The organism is Streptomyces sp. TG1A-60 (assembly GCF_037201975.1).
Taxonomy (GTDB): domain Bacteria; phylum Actinomycetota; class Actinomycetes; order Streptomycetales; family Streptomycetaceae; genus Streptomyces.
The window spans coordinates 4,475,221-4,494,342 of record NZ_CP147520.1 but is presented as its reverse complement, the minus strand read 5'-3'; the positions used below and the strand labels follow the sequence as shown (position 1 = coordinate 4,494,342).

General features: G+C 70.1%; 18 protein-coding genes and 2 pseudogenes. 10 read left to right on the top strand and 10 right to left on the bottom strand.

Going from position 1 to position 19,122, the window contains the following annotated elements; genetic code table 11:
- Positions 1–97 precede the first annotated feature (97 nt).
- Positions 98–1,720: a serine protease gene (locus WBG99_RS19445; protein WP_338897513.1), complete on the bottom strand. Its 1,623-nt coding sequence runs from the start codon at positions 1,718–1,720 to the stop codon at positions 98–100.
- Positions 1,721–1,878: 158 nt separating this feature from the next.
- Positions 1,879–2,676 carry an IS5 family transposase gene (locus WBG99_RS19440; protein WP_338897512.1) on the bottom strand — a complete coding sequence of 266 codons (798 nt, stop codon included), beginning with the start codon at positions 2,674–2,676 and terminating at the stop codon, positions 1,879–1,881.
- 414 nt (positions 2,677–3,090) lie between these two features.
- Here WBG99_RS19440 and WBG99_RS19435 point away from each other — a divergent pair, with 414 nt between their 5' ends.
- Complete coding sequence (locus tag WBG99_RS19435) at positions 3,091–3,723, top strand: RNA polymerase sigma factor (protein ID WP_338897511.1); 633 nt, start codon at positions 3,091–3,093, stop codon at positions 3,721–3,723.
- Between the two features lies 1 nt (position 3,724).
- On the top strand, positions 3,725–4,672 hold the full coding sequence (locus WBG99_RS19430; protein WP_338897510.1) for a CU044_5270 family protein: 948 nt from the start codon (positions 3,725–3,727) through the stop codon (positions 4,670–4,672).
- On the opposite strand, the gene WBG99_RS19425 is transcribed toward WBG99_RS19430, so the two are convergent.
- On the bottom strand, positions 4,669–5,232 hold the full coding sequence (locus WBG99_RS19425) for a transposase (RefSeq protein ID WP_338900403.1): 564 nt from the start codon (positions 5,230–5,232) through the stop codon (positions 4,669–4,671). The genes WBG99_RS19430 and WBG99_RS19425 overlap by 4 nt on opposite strands.
- Before the next feature lie 617 nt (positions 5,233–5,849).
- Between WBG99_RS19425 and WBG99_RS19420 the strand changes: the two genes are divergently transcribed.
- Positions 5,850–6,056 carry a hypothetical protein gene (locus WBG99_RS19420; protein WP_338897509.1) on the top strand — a complete coding sequence of 69 codons (207 nt, stop codon included), beginning with the start codon at positions 5,850–5,852 and terminating at the stop codon, positions 6,054–6,056.
- Positions 6,057–6,135: 79 nt separating this feature from the next.
- Here WBG99_RS19420 and WBG99_RS19415 read toward each other — a convergent pair whose 3' ends face one another.
- On the bottom strand, positions 6,136–6,897 hold the full coding sequence (locus tag WBG99_RS19415; protein WP_338897508.1) for a phosphoglyceromutase: 762 nt from the start codon (positions 6,895–6,897) through the stop codon (positions 6,136–6,138).
- 208 nt (positions 6,898–7,105) lie between these two features.
- Between WBG99_RS19415 and WBG99_RS19410 the strand changes: the two genes are divergently transcribed.
- Together WBG99_RS19410 and WBG99_RS19405 are read left to right on the top strand one after the other, a co-directional pair.
- Positions 7,106–8,437 carry an MFS transporter gene (locus WBG99_RS19410; RefSeq protein ID WP_338897507.1) on the top strand — a complete coding sequence of 444 codons (1,332 nt, stop codon included), beginning with the start codon at positions 7,106–7,108 and terminating at the stop codon, positions 8,435–8,437.
- Between the two features lie 129 nt (positions 8,438–8,566).
- Positions 8,567–8,779, top strand: a pseudogene (locus WBG99_RS19405) (hypothetical protein); the annotation flags it as partial.
- On the opposite strand, the gene WBG99_RS19400 reads toward WBG99_RS19405, so the two are convergent.
- Together WBG99_RS19400 and mshA are read right to left on the bottom strand one after the other, a co-directional pair.
- Positions 8,706–9,239, bottom strand: coding sequence for a YbjN domain-containing protein (locus WBG99_RS19400; protein WP_338897506.1), 534 nt, complete (start codon positions 9,237–9,239; stop codon positions 8,706–8,708). The pseudogene WBG99_RS19405 and the gene WBG99_RS19400 sit on opposite strands and share 74 nt — an antisense overlap.
- A gap of 205 nt (positions 9,240–9,444) precedes the next feature.
- On the bottom strand, positions 9,445–10,785 hold the full coding sequence (mshA, locus tag WBG99_RS19395; RefSeq protein WP_338897505.1) for a D-inositol-3-phosphate glycosyltransferase: 1,341 nt from the start codon (positions 10,783–10,785) through the stop codon (positions 9,445–9,447).
- 273 nt (positions 10,786–11,058) lie between these two features.
- Between mshA and WBG99_RS19390 the strand changes: the two genes are divergently transcribed.
- The 3 genes from WBG99_RS19390 (at position 11,059) to WBG99_RS19380 (ending at position 15,234) form a co-directional block, all read left to right on the top strand.
- Positions 11,059–11,979, top strand: a complete 921-nt coding sequence (locus WBG99_RS19390) for a class I SAM-dependent methyltransferase (protein WP_338897504.1) — start codon at positions 11,059–11,061, stop codon at positions 11,977–11,979.
- A 304-nt stretch (positions 11,980–12,283) separates the two neighbouring features.
- Positions 12,284–13,414 carry an NlpC/P60 family protein gene (locus tag WBG99_RS19385; protein ID WP_338897503.1) on the top strand — a complete coding sequence of 377 codons (1,131 nt, stop codon included), beginning with the start codon at positions 12,284–12,286 and terminating at the stop codon, positions 13,412–13,414.
- A 323-nt stretch (positions 13,415–13,737) separates the two neighbouring features.
- Complete coding sequence (locus tag WBG99_RS19380; RefSeq protein WP_338897502.1) at positions 13,738–15,234, top strand: SpoIIE family protein phosphatase; 1,497 nt, start codon at positions 13,738–13,740, stop codon at positions 15,232–15,234.
- 43 nt (positions 15,235–15,277) lie between these two features.
- Here WBG99_RS19380 and WBG99_RS19375 read toward each other — a convergent pair whose 3' ends face one another.
- The 4 genes from WBG99_RS19375 to WBG99_RS19360 all read right to left on the bottom strand — a co-directional run bounded on the left by WBG99_RS19375 (position 15,278) and on the right by WBG99_RS19360 (position 17,830).
- On the bottom strand, positions 15,278–15,616 hold the full coding sequence (locus tag WBG99_RS19375) for a DUF2516 family protein (RefSeq protein WP_338900401.1): 339 nt from the start codon (positions 15,614–15,616) through the stop codon (positions 15,278–15,280).
- 108 nt (positions 15,617–15,724) lie between these two features.
- The gene (locus WBG99_RS19370; protein ID WP_338897501.1) at positions 15,725–16,360 is read right to left on the bottom strand and encodes a hypothetical protein; all 636 of its coding nucleotides are present in this window, start codon (positions 16,358–16,360) and stop codon (positions 15,725–15,727) included.
- Between the two features lie 126 nt (positions 16,361–16,486).
- Positions 16,487–16,972, bottom strand: coding sequence for a helix-turn-helix transcriptional regulator (locus WBG99_RS19365; protein ID WP_338897500.1), 486 nt, complete (start codon positions 16,970–16,972; stop codon positions 16,487–16,489).
- Positions 16,973–17,218: 246 nt separating this feature from the next.
- Positions 17,219–17,830: a TetR family transcriptional regulator gene (locus WBG99_RS19360; protein ID WP_338897499.1), complete on the bottom strand. Its 612-nt coding sequence runs from the start codon at positions 17,828–17,830 to the stop codon at positions 17,219–17,221.
- 125 nt (positions 17,831–17,955) lie between these two features.
- Here WBG99_RS19360 and WBG99_RS19355 point away from each other — a divergent pair, with 125 nt between their 5' ends.
- Together WBG99_RS19355 and WBG99_RS19350 are read left to right on the top strand one after the other, a co-directional pair.
- On the top strand, positions 17,956–18,648 hold the full coding sequence (locus tag WBG99_RS19355) for an SDR family oxidoreductase (RefSeq protein WP_338897498.1): 693 nt from the start codon (positions 17,956–17,958) through the stop codon (positions 18,646–18,648).
- A gap of 59 nt (positions 18,649–18,707) precedes the next feature.
- Positions 18,708–18,881 (top strand): annotated as a pseudogene (locus tag WBG99_RS19350) (aldo/keto reductase); the annotation flags it as partial.
- Between the last annotated feature and the right edge of the window lie 241 nt (positions 18,882–19,122).

Here is a 19,122-nt window from a genome sequence, read left to right as displayed (position 1 = left end):
GCTGGAGGTCCATCATGCGACGGGGCACCCCGCCCTGCCGAATCCTTCCTCCACCGCGCCTACGCCCGGGCCGGGTTCGCCCGTGGTGCTGATCGGGTCAGGGTTCGCGGGTCTGGGGGCTGCTGCGCCGGTCCTGGTCACCGGGGAGGTCGTCGCGGTGGTCGGGACGGGGCGTGGCACCGGTGAGGGTGCAGCCTCGGCGGGACAGGTCCAGTTTCGATCCCTTGGCCAGGCAGTCGGTGATCATGTGAACCTGCTGGCCATAGCTACGACCCTGCTGGGAGGTTACTTCCCCGTTCGGGCCCACTTCGCAGGGGTTGTTGTCGGTGCATTGTTCGCCGTCGTCGTTGTGGGTGTTGTGGATTCCCACGACCGTGGTGCCGTCGGGGGCCAGCAGCGCCGAACCGGAGTCGCCGTGCCAGGGGGCGCAGTCGTCGCTGGTGGTGTAGCGGATTGAGTTGTTCAGCTGGTAGCCGCCCTCCCGCAGGTGTGGGACTACGGCCTCGGCGGTGCATGTGTAGCGGGTGCCGACGGACGCCATGGTCAGTGGGTCGCCTGCGCGCACGGGGGTGGAGGTGAGGTGGAAGACTTTCGCGCCTTCGGCCTTCAACCGCGCGTAGGTCTTGTCCAGGCGGTAGAGCGCGATGTCGGTGCCGGTCATCGTCGCGTACACGAGCCGTTTCGCACGGGCGGTGGTTCGCGGATAGCCCTGACGGTCGGCGACAGGCACCTCGCGGTCGGCCGGCTGGTCCACTGTCGCAGTTCCGGGCGCGGGCCACTGTCCTTGCACACAGTGACCGTTGGTCAGCAACAGCGCCGGGTCCTGCGGCCGGGAGGCGGGGGTGCGGACCACTGAGCCCGCACAGCCGCTCAGGTCCACCGAGCCTTCCATGTCCGGGATCAGATCATCGGGGGGCACGTTGGTGCCCGTGATGATGCCGTTGATCCAGTCGGCGTGCTTGGTGACATCGGAGTACAGCGTCTTGCCGCTTTCGTCGGGGCCACTGACCACACCGGCCACGGTCCACTGGTCGCCGTCGCGGACCAGCGCAGGCCCACCGGAGTCCATGTTCGACGCGGCGATTCCGCCGTCGCGGCTACCGATGCACAACTCTCCGCTGGGCGCGGCTGACGGACACATCGAGATCGGCTGCACCACGGTGTCGGCCTCCCGCAGCCGCTTGGGGAAACACGCCGCGTTGCTGGTGTCGTCGCAGGTCATACCCCAACCCATGATGCGGACGGGCGTGTTGTCCGGCGGTGTGGTCGAGGCGATCCGCACCGGCTTGGCTCGAACCGGGGTCCGCAGGTGCATCAACGCGAGGTCGCGGCCCCAGAAACCTCCCTCGTCGCGACTGGTTGCCAGCCGGTAGTAGTGGTCGCCCTCGGCGACCTCGCCGCCGGAGGTGGTGTCCAGTGACCCGACCCGGACCTTCCAGCCGCGCGGGACACCCGCCTTCGCGTTGGTCGGGTTCCTGCCGGCACAGTGGCTGGCGGTCAGGACCCATTGCGGCGCGAGGACCTCCACCCCACAGCCGTGCTTGTCCGGGCGTGGCGGAGCAGGGTAGGACGGCTGGAACGAGCCCATGAACGAGTAGGCCCGGGTGGACTCGGTGCCACCCATGACGGCCTGCGCCGGTAAGGGTGCTACAAGGGCCGCGGTCAGCGCGATCCCCGTCGTCAGGGCGGCGGCCACCCTTCGGCCTGTCGAGGTGTGCATGTGTGGCTCCCCTTGCGTCTGCCGCCGGCCATCGCTCAGGCGGGCTGTGCGGGGGACAGCAGTCGGCCGTCCCGTCCGGCAGCGAGCCTGGACCCTGCGGCCCTCCGGAAGGTCTCTCCCGCGTATCAGGCGCGGCACGGCAGCCGCTCAGTTGTGTATCAGCGGGTCCGGGACAGGCCAGATGATGCCGTGGACACGGATGGGAATCCGCCCGCTGCCGTTGTCTGTCGGAGCGTGACGGGGAGGCGGAGGCCAGGGGACGACATCTCCGCCAAGTGGCCGGGCCCGCCTGCGCCGTGCGTAGTCGCGAGCCAGGCGGCGGCGAGGCAGTGATGCGCGTCGGCCACCTGCTCAAGCAGCACCCGGGCGGCGGCGCGGTCGCCGGTGTCCGCGGCGGTGACCATCACCCCGAGCAGCAGGCCGAGAGTGTCGACCACGACGTGCCGTTTGCGCCCGTTGACCAGCTTCCCGCCGTCGAACCCGCGACTGTCCGCACCGACAACAGCGTCCGCCTTCACCGACTGCGAGTCGATCACTGCGGCTGTCGGCTCCGCGTTGCGGCCCGCCTTCTCGCGGGCCTGCCCACGCAGCCGGTCGTGGAACTCCTTGACCAGGCCATGGTCGCGCCAGCGGCGGAAGAACGCGTATACCCGGTCCCACGGCGGGAAGTCGGCCGGCATCGCCCGCCACTTGATGCCGTTGTCGACGAGGTAGCGGATCGCATCGAGTGCAGCCCGGTGGCAGTACGCCTCCGGCCGGCCGCCGCGACCGCGCATCCAGCCCGGCACCGGCAGTAGCGGCCGGACGGCCGCCCACTCCGCGTCCGTCATGTCCGTCGGGTAGCGCGGCTGCCGCAACCCGTTGTCGGCGGCGTTTCCGAACCGGTGAGCCAGGCAGTCACACTCCCAGGTGACCGAGCTGGACTGCCCGGCCGTCGGCACGGAAGACTGCTGCATCACGGCCTCCTGCTGCTCGGTGATTCGACACCAACGAGCTGTTCAGGAGGCCCTGTCCGTATGCGCCAAGCGCCCCACGATCACCCGATCGGGACTCCCGTTCGACGCGCATCCCTCAAGATCGAAAAGACAACAACTACTGAGTGCTCTCAATCCAAGGACCATGGTGACCTGCGACGTTGTCGTGTCTCCATCCAGAGTGCCCGCCCCTCTCGGTAGGGCCTGGTGTTGGCGCGGGGTGAGTACTTCTGAGCATGACCATGTCCCAAGCCTCCAGAGTGGAGCGCCGCTGTCACGGATTCTGGCGGCGAGAACTGGTGGGCTGTCCGGGCACACGAACTGGCGCATCTCCGTGCGGGCGGTTCAATACCTGCGCGTGAACCCTCCTGGCCGCTTCGGACAACAGGGGGTGGAATGCACTCCACTCCTATTGCACGAAGAAGCGAGGGCCTCGTGGGGGATCCACCCACCGACGACGCGCTGGTCATCCAGGAATCCCTGGAGCGGCCGGAGATATTCGCCAGGCTTTACGACAGACACGCCACCGAGATCCACCGGTATGTGATGCGCCGGCTGGGCGACAGTCACGCCGACGACATCACGGCGCAGACCTTCCTCATCGCCTTCCGCAACCGCGCCCGCTACGACGTCGCGCGCGCCAGTGCCCGGCCGTGGCTCTACGGCATCGCCGGCAACCTCATCGGCAGCCACCGCCGCTCCGAAGTGCGGGCGCTGCGGGCGCTGGCCCGTACCGGCGTCGACCCGGTGGCCGAGTCCTGGTCGGAACGGGCCGACGAGCGGGTGACGGCCGAGGCCTCGCAGCAGGCGCTGGCCGGGGCGATCGCCGCCTTGCCCGGGAAGGACCGGCATGTGCTGCTGCTGGTCGCCTGGGCGGACTTCACTTACCAGGAGTGTGCCGACGCCCTCGGGGTGCCGGTCGGCACGGTCCGCTCCCGGCTGAGCCGGGCGCGGCGCAAGATGCGTACGGCGCTCGGCGCCGACCCCACCCTCGTAAGCGACCACAACGGGGCGGTAACCCATGGATGACATGACCAAGATGCACGAGCTGCGCGCCGATGCGCCGACGCCGGACCGGGCGCGGCTGGTTCCCGGCCGCCAGAAGCTGCTGGGAGCAGCGCAGCAGGGCTCTGCCCGCAGGATGCGGCTGGACTGGCGCGTGACGGCTGCGGGGGTCGCCGCGACGGTGATCACCATCGCGGTGCTGGTGACCATGCTCGTCGGTGGCGATGGACCCGAGCGCGGCGTGCAGCCTGCCAGCCCCGACCTGACGTCCGCGACGGCACTCCTGGAGCAGGCGGCGGAAGTGGTGTCGCAGCAGCCGGATCTGCATCCGCGCGACGGCCAGTGGGTCTACCTGAAGACCGCGCAGTGCCAATACGGAGCGTCGGACGCGGCGCCCGATGCCAAGCCCGAGGTGAGCGAGGAGTGGGTCCAGTACGACAGCCCCGTGAGGGAGGACGACAAGGACGGCGACAACGAGCCCTCGCAGCGGCGGCTGTATCGCCTGCTCGCCTCGCTGCCGGACGACCCCGCCGAGATCCGGAAGCAGGCGGCGGACATGTTCCCCATGGGCAAGGACACCGGCTTGACGGGTGAGCAGCTCGAGACCTTCGCGCTCCTGGCGACCCTCGACGAGGCCTATCCCGTGCATCCGCAGGGGATGGCCAAGCTGTACCGGGCCCTGGCCGCGGACCCCGGGATCGAGGTGGTCCCGCACCTGGTGAAGGACCCCATGGGGCATGACGCCATCGCCATATACCCGGACCTGGGCAGCAAGGCCGTTCAGCGCCGGGAGTACCTCCTCGACCCCGACACCTTCCAGTACCAGGGGAACCAGTCGGTCGCGGTGCGCGACTACGAGGAGAAGTACGAGGACGGCTCGTCGGCTGGGCCCTCGCACAAGAAGGGCGAGGTCACATTCTGCGAGATGAAGACGACCCAGTCCCTCGTCGACCGGGACGGCGAGAAGCCCTAAACCGGCCGGGCGGGGCGGCCCACGGGCCGCCCCGCCCGCCGCCCGAGCCCAAGGCCGTACCGGGGCGCAACACCGCCTGGCGGAAGTGGCCCAGTGCTCGTGAGCCTTTCGGCGTGCCGGCCCGGCGGCGCTGAGCGGCCAGCCGCTGCGCAGAGGCGGAGAGGCAGGCAGTTGCGGACATCGCCGGTCAGCCCACAGTGCTGGAAGGCCACCCCGACCGACTTGGTGCCCTTCTTCTGAGCCTGGGTGTCATCGATGACGAGTGAGGCGTCCTGGTCGCCCAGGTGCGTGATGACGTAATCGCGGACCGCGTCACGCAGCCGGCCGGCGTCCCACACCGACCCGTTGAGCAGCCACTGCATCCGGTCCGCGGTCACATGCCCGGCACGCTCCGACAGTGTCCAGCCGTTCTTCTTCGGCAGCTCCGCCAGCAGCCCCTCGATGAACTGCGCGAACACCACCCGAGGCTCCGGCCGGTTGAACAAGTATCCCAACGAACCAGTCAACGCGGACGATTCAGCATCCCACCCGGCTATCTGCTCAGCCGTCACACCCAACATCATGCCCGGTCAACGACGCCACACAGGCTCCGTCACAAGATCTCCGGCTGCAGTACTAGCTAGCTTTCAACAGTCGACCCCAAACGGTGTCCGATTTGGATCCTCACATTTGAGATCCGTTTCGCAGTCCCAAATCTAGATTCCAAATCAAGGTTCAAATCGGCTAGGCCAAACCGACTTGGCCAAACGGATTTAGCAGAACGGATTTGGGAAACCGGCTGAGCAAACCGGGAAACCAGACCTGACGACCGGTCCACAAGGCACCGAACCTCCGCCAGCATGCCGTGTAGAAACGTGTGGAGAACGAGACGGCGCGCGGTGACGCAGGTCAGCATCAGCAGGCGGCGCGGGCACCGTGGATCCAGCACGAAGCGGCGCAGGGCGACGGGGAGACTTCTGGAAAGATTGGAGAGTCTTCAAAGTCTCCGAGTATTCCTGGAGTGCTCTGACTGCCTACCGTCGTGGACAGTCCGTCTACGCAAGCGAACAGAGCGGCCTTTAGCTGCGCGTTTGGCTGGCGCGTGAGGCTGTGGGAAAGTTTCAGCGGGCATACGAATGCCGCCCGATCAGGGGCGGCATTCGTCTCCATTGCCGCGTCCCAGAAATCACCTTGCCAAGTGAACCGAGCACAGCTGGAGGGCCTCATGGTCCCACGCGTCGGCCTGACCGTCGACATCCACCCCCGCGATCTGCCGATCGCACTCATCGGCACGGCCGGCGGCGCATTCGCCCTCTGGTCCGACGCTCCCGCCGGGGCCGCCATCCCCGTGGCGCTGCTGATCGTCCTCGACATCCGGGTCCGCCGCTGGCGTCGTCGCAACTGACGGCCCACAGACGGCCCAGCCCCACCGGTAACCCCCGACCTGCCAAGAAACAGCAGGTCGGGGGCTTACCGGTGTTGCGTTACTTCTTCTTGCCCTGGTTCTTGACCGCCTCGATGGCGGCTGCGGCGGCCTCGGGGTCGAGGTAGGTGCCGCCGGGGTTCAGTGGCTTGAAGTCGGCGTCCAGCTCGTACGACAGGGGGATGCCGGTCGGGATGTTGAGGCCGGCGATGTCCGTGTCGGAGACGTTGTCGAGGTGCTTGACGAGGGCGCGGAGGGAGTTGCCGTGGGCGGCGACGAGGACCGTGCGGCCGGTGAGGAGGTCGGGGACGATGCCGTCGTACCAGTAGGGGAGCATGCGGGTGACGACGTCCTTGAGGCACTCCGTGCGGGGGCGGAGCTCCGGGGGGATGGTCGCGTAGCGCGGGTCCGAGGACTGGGAGAACTCCGAGTCGTCCGAGAGCGGGGGCGGCGGGGTGTCGTACGAGCGGCGCCACAGCATGAACTGCTCCTCGCCGAACTCCGCGAGGGTCTGCGCCTTGTCCTTGCCCTGGAGGGCGCCGTAGTGGCGCTCGTTCAGGCGCCAGCTGCGGTGGACCGGGATCCAGTGGCGGTCGGCGGATTCGAGGGCCAGTTGCGCGGTGCGGATGGCGCGCCTCTGGAGGGAGGTGTGGAGCACGTCCGGGAGCAGGCCGGCGTCCTTCAGCAGCTCACCGCCGCGCGTCGCCTCCTTCTCTCCCTTCGGCGTGAGATTGACGTCCACCCAGCCGGTGAACAGGTTCTTCTCGTTCCACTCGCTCTCGCCGTGGCGGAGGAGGATCAGCTTGTACGGTGCGTCGGCCATGGCTCCGAGCGTAATCGACGGCCGGGAACCGTCGCCCGCCCGGCCGACAGGCGGACAGGCGGACAGGCCGGCGGGGCGGGCCAAGTCGAACTGCGGGCGGCCTACGCGCTGACAGTCGACTGGGGTTGTTAATTGGGTGGTCCGGGATCCGACGGGGTTCGTAAGTTGTGTTCACCGCCTTAGCCACTTACGTCCGTGGGAGACCTCCATGCCACTCGTCGCCGCCAGACGTGCCGTCCGGGAATCGGTGTCAGGGCTGCCCCGTGAGTTCTGGTGGCTGTGGACCAGCACGCTCGTGAACCGGCTGGGCGCGTTCGTCGCCACGTTCATGGCGCTGTATCTGACTCTGGACCGCGGGTACTCCGCCTCGTACGCCGGGCTCGTGGCGTCGCTGCACGGTCTCGGCGGGGTCGTCTCCTCGCTCGCAGGCGGGGTCATGGCCGACAGGCTCGGGCGGCGGCCCACGCTGCTCGTCGCGCAGGCCTCGACGGCGGTGTCGGTCGCGCTGCTCGGCTTCGTACAGGATCCCGTCGCGATCGCCGCGGTCGCCTTCCTCGTCGGCGCCGCCAGTAACGCCTCCCGGCCGGCCGTACAGGCGATGATGGCGGACATCGTGCGGCCCGAGGACCGCGTCCGCGCCTTCTCCCTCAACTACTGGGCCATCAACCTCGGTTTCGCGATCTCCGCCATGGCCGCCGGGTTCATCGCCGAGGTCAGTTATCTCGCCGGGTTCCTGATCGAGGCGGGGATGACGCTGGCCTGCGCGATCCTGGTCTTCGTGAAGCTGCCGGAGTCGCGGCCGGAGCGTACGGCGGCGGAGAAGGCCGACGGTGCGGACGAGGCCGGGCTGGGCACCGTCGTGCGTGACGGGCGGTTCATGGGCGTCGTCGGGTTGTCCTTCCTCGTCGCGCTGATCTTCCAGCAGGGGTCCGTGGGGCTGCCCGTCGCGATGGGCGAGGCGGGATTCACACCGGCGGACTACGGTCTCGCCATCGCCGTCAACGGGGTGCTGATCGTCGCCCTGCAGATCCCGGTCACCCGTTTCATCGAGCACCGGGACCCGGGACGGCTCCTGGTCATCTCCTCGATGCTCGCCGGCTACGGCTTCGGCCTCACGGCGTTCGCCGGGTCGATCGGGGTCTTCGCGCTCACCGTGTGCGTCTGGACCCTCGCGGAGATCGTCAACGCGCCCACCCAGACCGGCGTCGTCGTCCGCCTCTCTCCCGTCCAGGGGCGCGGGCGCTACCAGGGCATGTACACGATGTCGTGGTCCGTCGCCGCCCTCGTCGCACCGCTCATGTCCGGCGTCGTCATCGACCGGTGGGGCGAGGAGTGGCTGTGGGGGGCGTGCGCCGTGATCGGGACCGTGGCGGGGGCGGGATACTGGGCGTTGATGCGGGGGATGCCCGGGGGGCAGGCCACCGTCGTGACGGAGGAGACCACCGTGGCGGAGAAGGAGACCACCGCCGTTGAGCGGCCTGGCCAAGGGCCTCTGGTCAGCACACCCTCAGCGGAGAAGGCCCGTACGAGTTCGGGCTGAAGCTCCTCGGAGCCGGCCGGCGCTTGCCGGGGAGCGGTTGCGGGGGCATCTGCGCAAGCCGCTTCCGGGGGTGTCGCCGGGGCAGCGGCCACGGCCCGGTCGTACGGTCGCCCTTCGGCTGCGGATCTGCTGATGTCCCGTTGGGTGGATCGGGCCAGGCGGCTGCTGTTGGAAGAGGTGCGGCCCGGTGAGGTGGCGGCGGTGGCGGTGGCGGCCGGGTTCTACGACCAGCCTCATCCGGCCCGGCGCTTCACGCCGTGGGCGGGGGTCACCCCGGGTCGCTGTCAGCGACCGGGCGGGCGGCGTCGGACGGGCCGGCAGGTTCGCGCGTCAGGTGGCTGAACGCGTCCAGGTTGCGAGTCGACTCCCCGCGGGACACGCGCCAGGCGTACTCCTTGCGGATCGCGGAGGCGAAGCCCAGTTCGAGGAGGGTGTTGAAGGCGCCGTCGGCCGCTTCCAGAACCTGGCCGAGGAGGCCGTCGATCCCGTCGGGGGTGATGGCGGAGAGCGGCAGCCGGGCCGTGACGTAGACGTCGCCGAGCCGGTCGACGGCGTAACTCACGCCGTACAGCTTGAGGTTGCGTTCCAGGAGCCAGCGGTGGACACCCGCCTCGTTCTCGTCGGGGTGGCGGATCACGAAGGCGTTGAGGGAGAGCGAGTGCCTGCCGACGATCAGTGAGACGGTCGTCGAGAGTTTGCGGGTGCCGGGGAGTTTCACGACGTAGTTCCCGGGCCCCGGGCTCTCCCACGCCAGCTCGGCCTCGGTGAGGACCTGCTCGATGATCGACGCTGCGTCAGCCATGGGGCGAGCGTACCCGCCGGTACGAGCGGGCCGACGGCTCACCGGCGGTGAGCCCGCACCCCGCTGCACCGACAGCCGTGTGCCGTATGGCGTATGCCGTACGGCACACGTGGATGGGCGCGCACCCTCGTCGCGGCGGCAGTCGCGCGGCACGGCCGTGAGGGGCCCGCACCCCCGTCACCGCGACAGTCGCGCGAGGGGCGACTCAGCCGTGATGGGCCCACGCCCCGTTGCGGCGGTAGTCGTGCGTGGCCTCCGTGTACACGTCCGCGGTGGTGGCGGCGGCCCTGTCCCAGCCGAAGGACTCGGCGTGGCGGGCGGCGGCCGTGCCCATGCGGGCGGGGAGGTCGGGGTTGTCGGCGAAATCGCCCAGCACGCGCGCGTAGGCGACGGGATCGTGGCCCTGGACCAGGAAGCCCGTGTGCCCGTCCCGCACGGCGACCGGGAGGCCGCCGACCGAGGCCGCCAGCACCGGCGTGCCGGCTGCCTGCGCCTCGATGGCGACGAGCCCGAAGGATTCGCTGTACGACGGCATGACCAGCACGGACGCCGCCCGGAACCAGTCCGCGAGCTGCTCCTGCCCGACCGGCGGCCGGAACCGTACGACATCGGCGATCCCGAGACGCGCGGCCAGCTTCTGCAGGCCTTCCGGCTTGGCGAGTCCGCTGCCGCTCGGTCCGCCGACCACCGGGACGACGATCCTCGACCGCAGCTCGGGGCGTTCACCGAGGAGGACGGCGACGGCGCGGAGGAGGACGTCGGGGGCCTTCAACGGCTGGATGCGGCCGGCGAAGAGGGGGATCAGGGCGTCCTGGGGCAGGCCGAGCCGGGCCCTCGCCGCCGTCCGGCCGTCAGCAGGACGGAAGCGGTCGAGGTTCACGCCCGGGTGGACGACGGCGACCTTGGCGCGGTCGGCCTCGTAGTGGCGTACGAGTTCGTCGGCCTCCTCGGCCGTGTTGGCTATGAGGCGGTCGGCGGCGCGGACGATCTGCGTCTCGCCGATGACGCGGGCGGCGGGCTCGGGGGTGTCGCCGGCGGCGAGCGCGGCGTTCTTGACCTTGGCCATGGTGTGCATGGCATGCACCAGAGGGACACCCCAGCGTTCGGCGGCGAGCCAGCCGACGTGGCCGGAGAGCCAGTAGTGCGAGTGGACCAGGTCGTAGTAGCCGGGGCGGTGGCCCGCCCACGCCTGCATCACACCGTGCGTGAAGGCGCACAGCTGGGCCGGCAGCTCCTCCTTCGCCAGCCCTTCGTACGGGCCCGCGTCGACGTGCCGGACGAGGACGCCCGGGGCCAGCTCGACCGTCGGGGGCAGGGCGCCGGTCGTGGCACGGGTGAAGATCTCCACCTCGATGCCCTGTGCGGCGAGCCGCTGCGCCAGCTCCACGATGTACACGTTCATGCCGCCCGCGTCGCCGGTTCCAGGCTGGTGCAGCGGCGACGTGTGCACCGACAGCATCGCGACCCGGCGCGGCTTCCGGTGCAGCCTCAGCCGCGACGTGGCGGCCGGGGAACGTCGCCCGAGCCTGCCGATGTAGTGGCTCACGTGGCGTTCCTCCTCGGTCCGGGCATGCCGTTCGAGGGCGTGCGCAACCCTCTGGTGTGCGAAAACGCCGGAGGGGGCCGTTCCATTTCCTCTTTGCTGAATTATTACCGAGTCTCGCTCAACCGTTCGATTGACTGAGGGGTTGAGGGAGGGGGAGCGAGGGTTGAGGTCGGTGAGGGACTGGAGTTGTGAGTCGTTGGGGGGGGTGGAGGGCCGAGCCCCTGCCGAAACCTGCGGCATCCGGGAAACGCCGGCCCGCATACCCTCGGTCCCATGGCCCCCCACCCCCTCGGCACGGTGACGCGCGGCACCACCAACCCCAACCGCCTGCGCCGCATGGACCGCTGGATCGCCGCCACCCACGGCGCCGCACTCCGCCGCGCCACCACCCCCCTCGCCGTGGACCTCGGCTACGGCGCGGCCCCCTGGACGGCGGTCGAACTGCTCGGGCGCCTCCGCGCGGCAGCACCCCGCACCCAGGTGGTCGGCATCGAGATCGACCCGGCCAGGGTCGCGGCGGCGAAGCCGTACGAGCGCGAGGGCCTGACCTTCCGGCACGGCGGCTTCGAAGTGCCGGTGCCGGGCCGTCCGACCCTCATCCGGGCGGCGAACGTCCTGCGCCAGTACGACGAGGAAGAGGTCGCCGCCGTCTGGGAACGCCTGTGCGCCCGCCTCGAACCTGCCACGCCCCTCAGCGGCTACTCCCCCGACAGACACTTCCCCGGCGGCCTGCCCGTCGGGGGTCCCGGCGGGCAGGCCGTCCAGGGCCCCGGCGGTCCACCCGTCCAGGGCCCCGGTGGCCCGCCCGTCGGGAGCCCCGGTGGCCTGCTCGTCGAGGGCACCTGCGACGAGATCGGCCGTCGGCACGTCTGGGTCGCACTCGGCCCGGAGGGCCCCCGCACGATCACCTTCGCCACCCGGCTCGGCTCCCTGGCCCACCCCTCCGACCTGGCAGAACGCCTCCCGAAAGCCCTCATCCACCGCAACGTCCCCGGCGAACCGGTGCACGCCTTCCTCCGCGACTTCGACCGCGCCTGGGCCGCCGCCGCCCCGTACGCCTCGTACGGCGCCCGCCAGCGCTGGATCCGCACGGTCCGCACCCTGAGCGCCGACTGGCCGGTGCGGGACGGGGTGACGCGCTGGCGGCAGGGCGAAGTAACCGTGGCGTGGGAGGCTTTGGCGCCGCGAGGCTGAAGCTCCACGGAACTCGACGGAACCCGACGAGGTCCACGGAAGCCCACGGAAGTCCACGGAGAACCGCCACCGGATGATTACACAGAGCGATGTTTTCGTGACGCACGGGAACGGCCTTCCCGAGGTGTTCGTCACACAGGCGGGGGACTGTCATGCAGGTGGGAGCAAGGGGAAGTGAGGGGAAGTGAGTTCTTGCCCACCTCTGTCGCATCGCGCGACGCCGTGACACGATCACCCAGGCGCCAGGAAGTTACTGATGGTTAACCAGTTCAGTCGTGTTCTGTTGGGGTTGGGGGCAAGAAGTATGGGAGCCGGCAGGCGGAACCTGACCATGGTGGCTGTGGCCGTGGTCTGCGCGATGACGGTGCTGGGCACGCCGGTCACCGCGTACGCGAGCCAGACGGCACCGACGGAGCCGACCCCGAGCCCGACACCTTCGGCCGGTTCGGACACTCCTTCAGGCGCGAGCACTCCGGCCACGGACTCGACGCCCGTGACGAACGAGGAGTTGGAGGCCGTACGGGAGAAGCTGGAAGGCCTCTACCACGACGCGGCGGTCGCCACGGACGCGTACAACGCGGCTGAGGAGAAGGCCGACAAGCAGTCCGCCGAGATCGTCGATCTGGCCCAGGAGATGGCCAAGGGTCAGGCGAAGCTGGACAAGCTGCAGGACCTGATCGGCGCCGCGGCCCGCGCCCAGTACCGGGGCGGTGGCCTCCCGCCCGAGGTGCAGCTGTGGCTGAGCGAGAACCCTCAGGACTTCCTGGAGGGCGCGGACCGTGTGCGTCAGGGCCAGCTGGCGAGCAAGGGTCTGCTCGCCGAAATGACCCGGACCCAGCAGGACTTGGAGCAGTACGCCGAGGACGCCTCCGCACGCTGGGAGAAGCTGGAGGCCAACCGCAAGGCCAAGGAGAAGGCCAAGAAGAAGGTCAAGAAGCAGATCGCCGCCGCCGAGGAGCTCGAAGCTCAACTGGAGGACGACGAGCTGGAGCGGTTGGCGCAGCTGGAGGAGGACGCGGCGCAGGAGTCGCAGGCGGCCTGGCTGGACTCCGGCATCCTCGACGAGATCAACGGCAAGGCGTCCGAGCAGGGCAAGAAGGCCGTGAAGTTCGCGACGGAACAGATGGGCAAGCCGTACGAATGGGGCGCCGAGGGCCCCAAGACCTTCGACTGCTCCGGCCTGACCAGCCAGGCCTGGGCCAGCGCCGGCCGGCCGATCCCCCGCACTTCCCAGGAACAGTGGAAGCGGCTCCAGCACATCGACATCAAGGACATGCGCCCCGGCGACCTCGTCATCTACAACTCCGACGCCAGCCACGTCGCCATGTACATGGGCAACGGCTCCGTCATCCACGCCCCCCGACCGGGTCGTACGGTGACGATCGCCGGCGCGGGCACGATGCAGATCTTGGGCGTCGTACGACCGGACGCGTGAGCGGGCGGCCGTACGGGGCAGAGGATTCAGAGGTAAAGGATCAGGAGCTGACCCTCCCCCTGGAGGACACCGTGACCCACCCCACGTGACCCTCACCACCTTCCGCATCCGGCTCGGTCCCGGCCGCGTGACATACGTCATCCCTGACGAAAGCACCGCCATGTCCAAGTGCGGTACCAGATGCGGCATATGACAGCGGCCGATTGCCACCCCGTGCCCCGCCAGGCATTCCGTTGTGGCGGCGCCTGGCGCTAAGGTCCCCGTCGGTGGGTCGAGGTCCCTCGCCCCACCATGCCCTCGGGGGAGGGAAGGAACCCAAGACGATGCCCGTACCCGTACCGCGGCAGAGAGCGATCCCGGCCGTGGAGAGTGGTCAGGCGCACGCCGTGTCCGCGCCCAGCGGCCCGTTCGGAGAGGGGCCGGCCCTGAACGCCTCGGCCCTGCCCCCTGCAGACAACTCCACAAACCCGCCCGGGCCCGCCGGCGCCGGAGGCCCGACAGGACCCGCCGGCCCGGCCGCCCAGCCCGGCGGCCCCACCAACCTCACGGTTCTCCTCATCGAGGACGACCCGGCGGGTTCCCTCAACGTGCCCGGGCTACTCGACTCCGCGGGCAAGCCGATCCGTGTCCGCACCGCCCGCAACCTCACCGAGGCCCAGCGCCTGCTGACCGATGACGTCAACTGCATCCTCCTGGACCTGGCCCTCCCGGCCCCGACCCGCACCACCGACGCGAGTCTCGGCCCGGGCGTCGGCCCCGGAGCGAACACGGGCACCCCCACAGCCGCCACCACCCCCGGCTCGGACGCCACGGCGGTCAGGACCACCAACGACGACGAACTCGCCGTCCTCAAAAACGTCCTGTCCCTGGCCCCCCGCCACGCCGTACTCGCCCTCACCGACTCCGGCGACATCGAACGCGGCACGGAAGCGGTACGAGTCGGCGCACAGGACTACCTCTTCCGGGACGAACTGGACGGCCGCCTCCTCAGCCGCGCGATCCGCTACGCCGTGGAGCGGAAGCGGTCGGACACCGCCGAGCGTCGGCTCACGGAGTCCAAACTGCGCGCCCAGGAGAACGCACGCCTGGAGCGCGGCCTGTTGCCGACGCCTCTGCTGGAGGGCTCGTCCCTGCGGTTCGCCGCCCGCTATCGCCCCGGCCGTTCCCGCGCCCTGCTCGGCGGCGACTTCTACGACACCGTCCGCACCCCCGACGGCACCGTGCACGTCATGATCGGCGACGTCTGCGGGCACGGCCCCGACGAGGCGGCGCTCGGCGTGGAGCTGCGCATCGCCTGGCGGGCGCTGACGTTCGCGGGTCTGTGCGGCGACGAGCTGCTGTCCACGCTCCAGCGCGTCCTGGAGCACGAGCGCGAGAGCGACGAGATCTTCGCGACGCTCTGCACGGTCGACATCGCCCCCGACGGCCGCCGCGCGGGCCTCTGCCTCGCCGGCCACCCGTCCCCGCTGATCGCCCGCCACGGCCAGGGCGGGGCCACCCCGCCGACCGAGCTGCTGCCGTACGACAACGGCGGCCCCGCCCTCGGCCTGCTCCCGAACGCCCGCTGGCCGCGCACCCAGATCGAACTGGGCGCCGCCTGGAGTCTGATGCTGTACACCGACGGCCTGATAGAGGGCCGGACCGGCGAGGGCAAGGAACGGCTGGGCCAGGACGGCATGGTGGAGATGGTCCGCCGCCAGCTCACCCAGGGCCTGCGCGGCGAGGACCTGCTACGCGCGGCCGTGAACGAGGTCCGCGACCTCAACGGCGGCGAACTGACCGACGACGTGGCCGTCCTCCTGCTGGACCGAGACAGCTGACCGGGTACCGGGTCCACGCCGCCCCAGCTGTCGACGCCTGAGGTCACCGACCGCCGTTGTACGGCCCGTACGGCCCGTCACTGCTGGAACCGCGGCGACCGCCACCGCCCCCACCGGAGACCTGCCGAAGCGCGGGGCGTACGTCGACGAGGAAGACGATCGTCGCGATCAAGCCCGCGATCTGCAGGAAGAGGAACGGCACGACCAGGTTCACCACGACCGTGACGCCGAGCAAGATCAGCCAGAACATCTTGTTCTGCTTGTCGGCGGCGCGATATGCGTCCTCGCGCGCGAACGCGGCCATCACCAGCGCCACCACCGCGAGGAGCAGCATGGCGAGGTAAAGCAGCGACACGAAGCCGCTGAATGCCGTCAACAGCACAATGCCCACCACCTGGATCGAGTCGTCTTACGGCCACCGTACCCGCAGAACGGGCCGGCCACCCCAAAGGTGCCCGGCCCGTCCCCGTGGCGCGATATGCGCCGCCCCTTACCTGGCGGGCGGCGTGGTCTTCTTCGCGGTCGTCGTCTTCCGGGCCGGAGCCTTCTTCGCCGCCGGCTTCGCGGCGGCGGGCGCGGGCGCGGCCTTGGCCTCGGCGGGCTTCGCGGCGGGCGCCGGCGCCGCCTTGGCCTCGGTCGGCTTCGCGGCGTCCTTGACCTCGACCGGCTGGGACTTGGGCTCGACGGCGATCGCGAGCTCCTCGATCTCCTCCGCGGCCTCGCCACGCCAGGTCTTCACGGCCTGCTCACCGTGCTCGGCGACCTTCTCGTACGTCTCCCGTGCCTTCACGGCGTACTCGGCGGCCACGCCGACACCGCGCAGCGCGAAGTCCTGGGCGGTCTCCCCGAACTTCTTCAGGTCGGTGTCGAGGGTGCCGAACAGCTCGGTGACCTTGGTCTGGACGTTCTCCTGGGTCTCCTTGACGCGGGCGGTCGCCTTCTCCTGGACGGCCTTCGGGTCCGTCTGGCGTACGGCGTCGATCCTGGCCGGGGCGTCGGCGCGCAGCTGCTCGACGAGACCGGGGACCTTCTTGGCCTGCTGGAGGGCGAGGTCGGCGGTGCCGGCGGCGAAGTAGAACGGCGTCGGGTCGGTGACGGCCTTGCGGATGTCGTCGGTGATGGCCATGGTGATGGTCCTCCCGGGTTGGCTTTCAGCTGAGGGTTTCGTGATCGGTCCGACCCGTGGTCGACGAGACCGTCGAGTCGTCCCTGTTGTCCAAGTCATTGAAGTGGTCCACGTCGTCGAGTCCCGTCAACCCGCCGTCTGTCGCGGACCTGCATCGTCGCCGTCGGTCGTACGAGGACCGGGGGCCGAGGATTCCTCGGCTTCCGTGGCCACGCCGACACCGCCGCCGGCACCGACGCCGAGGTCGATCTCGAACCCGTTCTCCTTGCGGAAGGACTCGTAGATCTGGAGCAGCACCTGTTTCTGCCGCTCGTTCAGCGTGGGATCGGCGAGGATGACGGCGCGCGTCGCGTCCTCCCGCCGACGCTCCTCCCCGTCCCGCTCGGCGTCGAGGATCCCGGCCCGCACGTACAGCGTCTCGGCGGAGATCCGCAGCGCCTTGGCGACCTGCTGCAACACCTCCGCGCTCGGCTTGCGCAGCCCGCGCTCGATCTGGCTCAGATACGGATTGGACACCCCGGCGGCGTCGGCGAGCTGCCTGAGCGACAGCTGCGCGTTTCGCCGCTGTTCACGCAGGTACTCACCGAGATTGCCGACGTTGAGCGATGCCATGTCTCCACCATGCCCCACCTCTGCTAACTTTTGCAAGCACCCGCTTGCAAAAGTGCGCTACACCACTGCGGCCCCGTGAGTGAGGCTGAGCACGATGGGTGTCGCATTTGCACGACAACTGTCGTAGGGAGCACGGAACTACGCCAGATCGATCAGGCCGCGAGCACGGAAGCCTCGGGCCCCGCGTCACCTCGCGGGTGCGGCCGGTGCGCACACGCCGCGCGGCGCCCGATGCCGGGCCCCCGGTCAGTCGGCTTCCGTCAGGGCCGCGTGCGCGGCGGCGAGGATCTCCTCGGAGAGCGGGGAGCCCTGGGTGGCCCGGGACAGGACCAGAGCACCGACCAGGGTGCACAGCCGGGCGAGGCCGCCCTCGCCGCCCTCGCCGCCCCCGACGCCCCCGACGCCCCCGACGTCCGCGACGGCCTCGGCGGGGGCGAGGAACGCGGCGAAGTCGGCCACGCCCTCCGCGTAGGTACGGCGCGCCTCGCGGCCTTCGGGTCCGCGCGCGACGTCGATGGCGAGAGCCGCGACCGGGCAGCCGTCCGCCGCGTTGTCACGGTGTTCGACGGAGAGGTAGGCGTCGATCAGGGCCCGCCGAGCGGCATCCCGCTGCCCGTCGTGCCGCTCGAGCCCGGCCGCAAAGCGCCGTGCGAACTCATCGAAGGCGTGGGCGGTGACCTCATCGACGAGCGCTTCCTTGGAGGCGAACTGCTTGTAGAAGGCGCCGTGGGTGAGGCCGGCCGCCTTCATGAGATCGGCGACGCTGACGTGGGTGCCCTGCTCCCGGAACAGCCGCGACGCGGTGTCCACCACCCGCCTGCGATTTTCCTGCGCCTGCGCCTGCGATACGCGGCCCATGGCCACCTCCTGCACGAACCAGTTTGGATGTCGATTGGCATCTATCCTAGTCGCGTGTTTAGATTGTGGCTGCAATCTAATTGACGCGGGTGCTCCGACGGCGTCTGCGAAGGACAGGAGCGAGCATGGAACTCAAGAACGCGGTCGCGGTTGTCACCGGCGCCAACCGGGGCCTCGGGCGGCACCTGGCCGCCCAGCTCGTGGAGCATGGCGCCAAGGTCTACGCGGCGGCCCGCCGTCCCGAGACGGTCGACCTGCCGGGCGTCCACCCGTTGCGCCTCGACGTGACGGACCAGGAGTCGATACGGGAGGCCGCCCGCATCGCGTCGGACGCGACGCTGCTGATCAACAACGCGGGCGTCTCCACCGGCGCGACGCTGGTCGGCGGCGACCTGGACGAAGTACGTCGCGAGATGGAGACCAACTTCTTCGGCCCGCTCGTCGCCACACGGGCCTTCGCCCCCGTCATCGAGGGCAACGGCGGCGGCGCCGTACTCAACGTCCTGTCCGCCCTGTCCTGGTTCCACCCGGCCGCCCTCGGCTCCTACGCCGCGTCCAAGGCCGCCGCCTGGGCCCTGAGCGACGCGAGCCGCGAGGAACTGGCGCCCCGCGGGATCACCGTCTCGGCGCTGCACGTCGGCTACATGGACACCGACATGGCCGCCGACGTGCCCGCCGATCAGAAGGTCGCCGCCGCCGACGTCGCGGCCCAGGCCCTGTACGGCATCGAGACCGGCCTGCCCGAGATCCTCGCCGACGAGACCAGCCGGTACGTCAAGCAGAGCCTGTCCGCGACACCCCAGCCGACCGCGGGCTGACGCTCACCCCGCCACCCCGACGCGACCGCCTTCCAGGCCCCCTTACGCAAGGACTTCTCATGCGTTACACGACCTTCGGCCGCAAGACCGGACTGCGCGTCTCCGAGTACGCGCTCGGCACCGCGAACTTCGGCACCGGCTGGGGCGCCGGCGCCGAGCCCGACAAGGCCCGCCGGATCTTCGACCGGTTCACCGAGGCCGGCGGCACCTTCCTCGACAGCGCCGACAGCTACCTCGCAGCCCTCGACGTCCAGCTCACCGACGAGCAGTACGCGCGCCTCGACAAGGTCAGCGCCATGCCGCTCGGCGTACCGCACGAGGGCGTCGCGGGCTCGCCGGGCCGCCTCCAGGGCGGCGACGCGGGCAGCGTCATCGCCCCGGTCGTGCCAGTAGCCTGAGCCCGGAAACACGGCCGCCGCAGAGCTCTCCGCGCAGGCACTGGTCCACTGCCGTGCCGACGCGGAACGCGCGGAC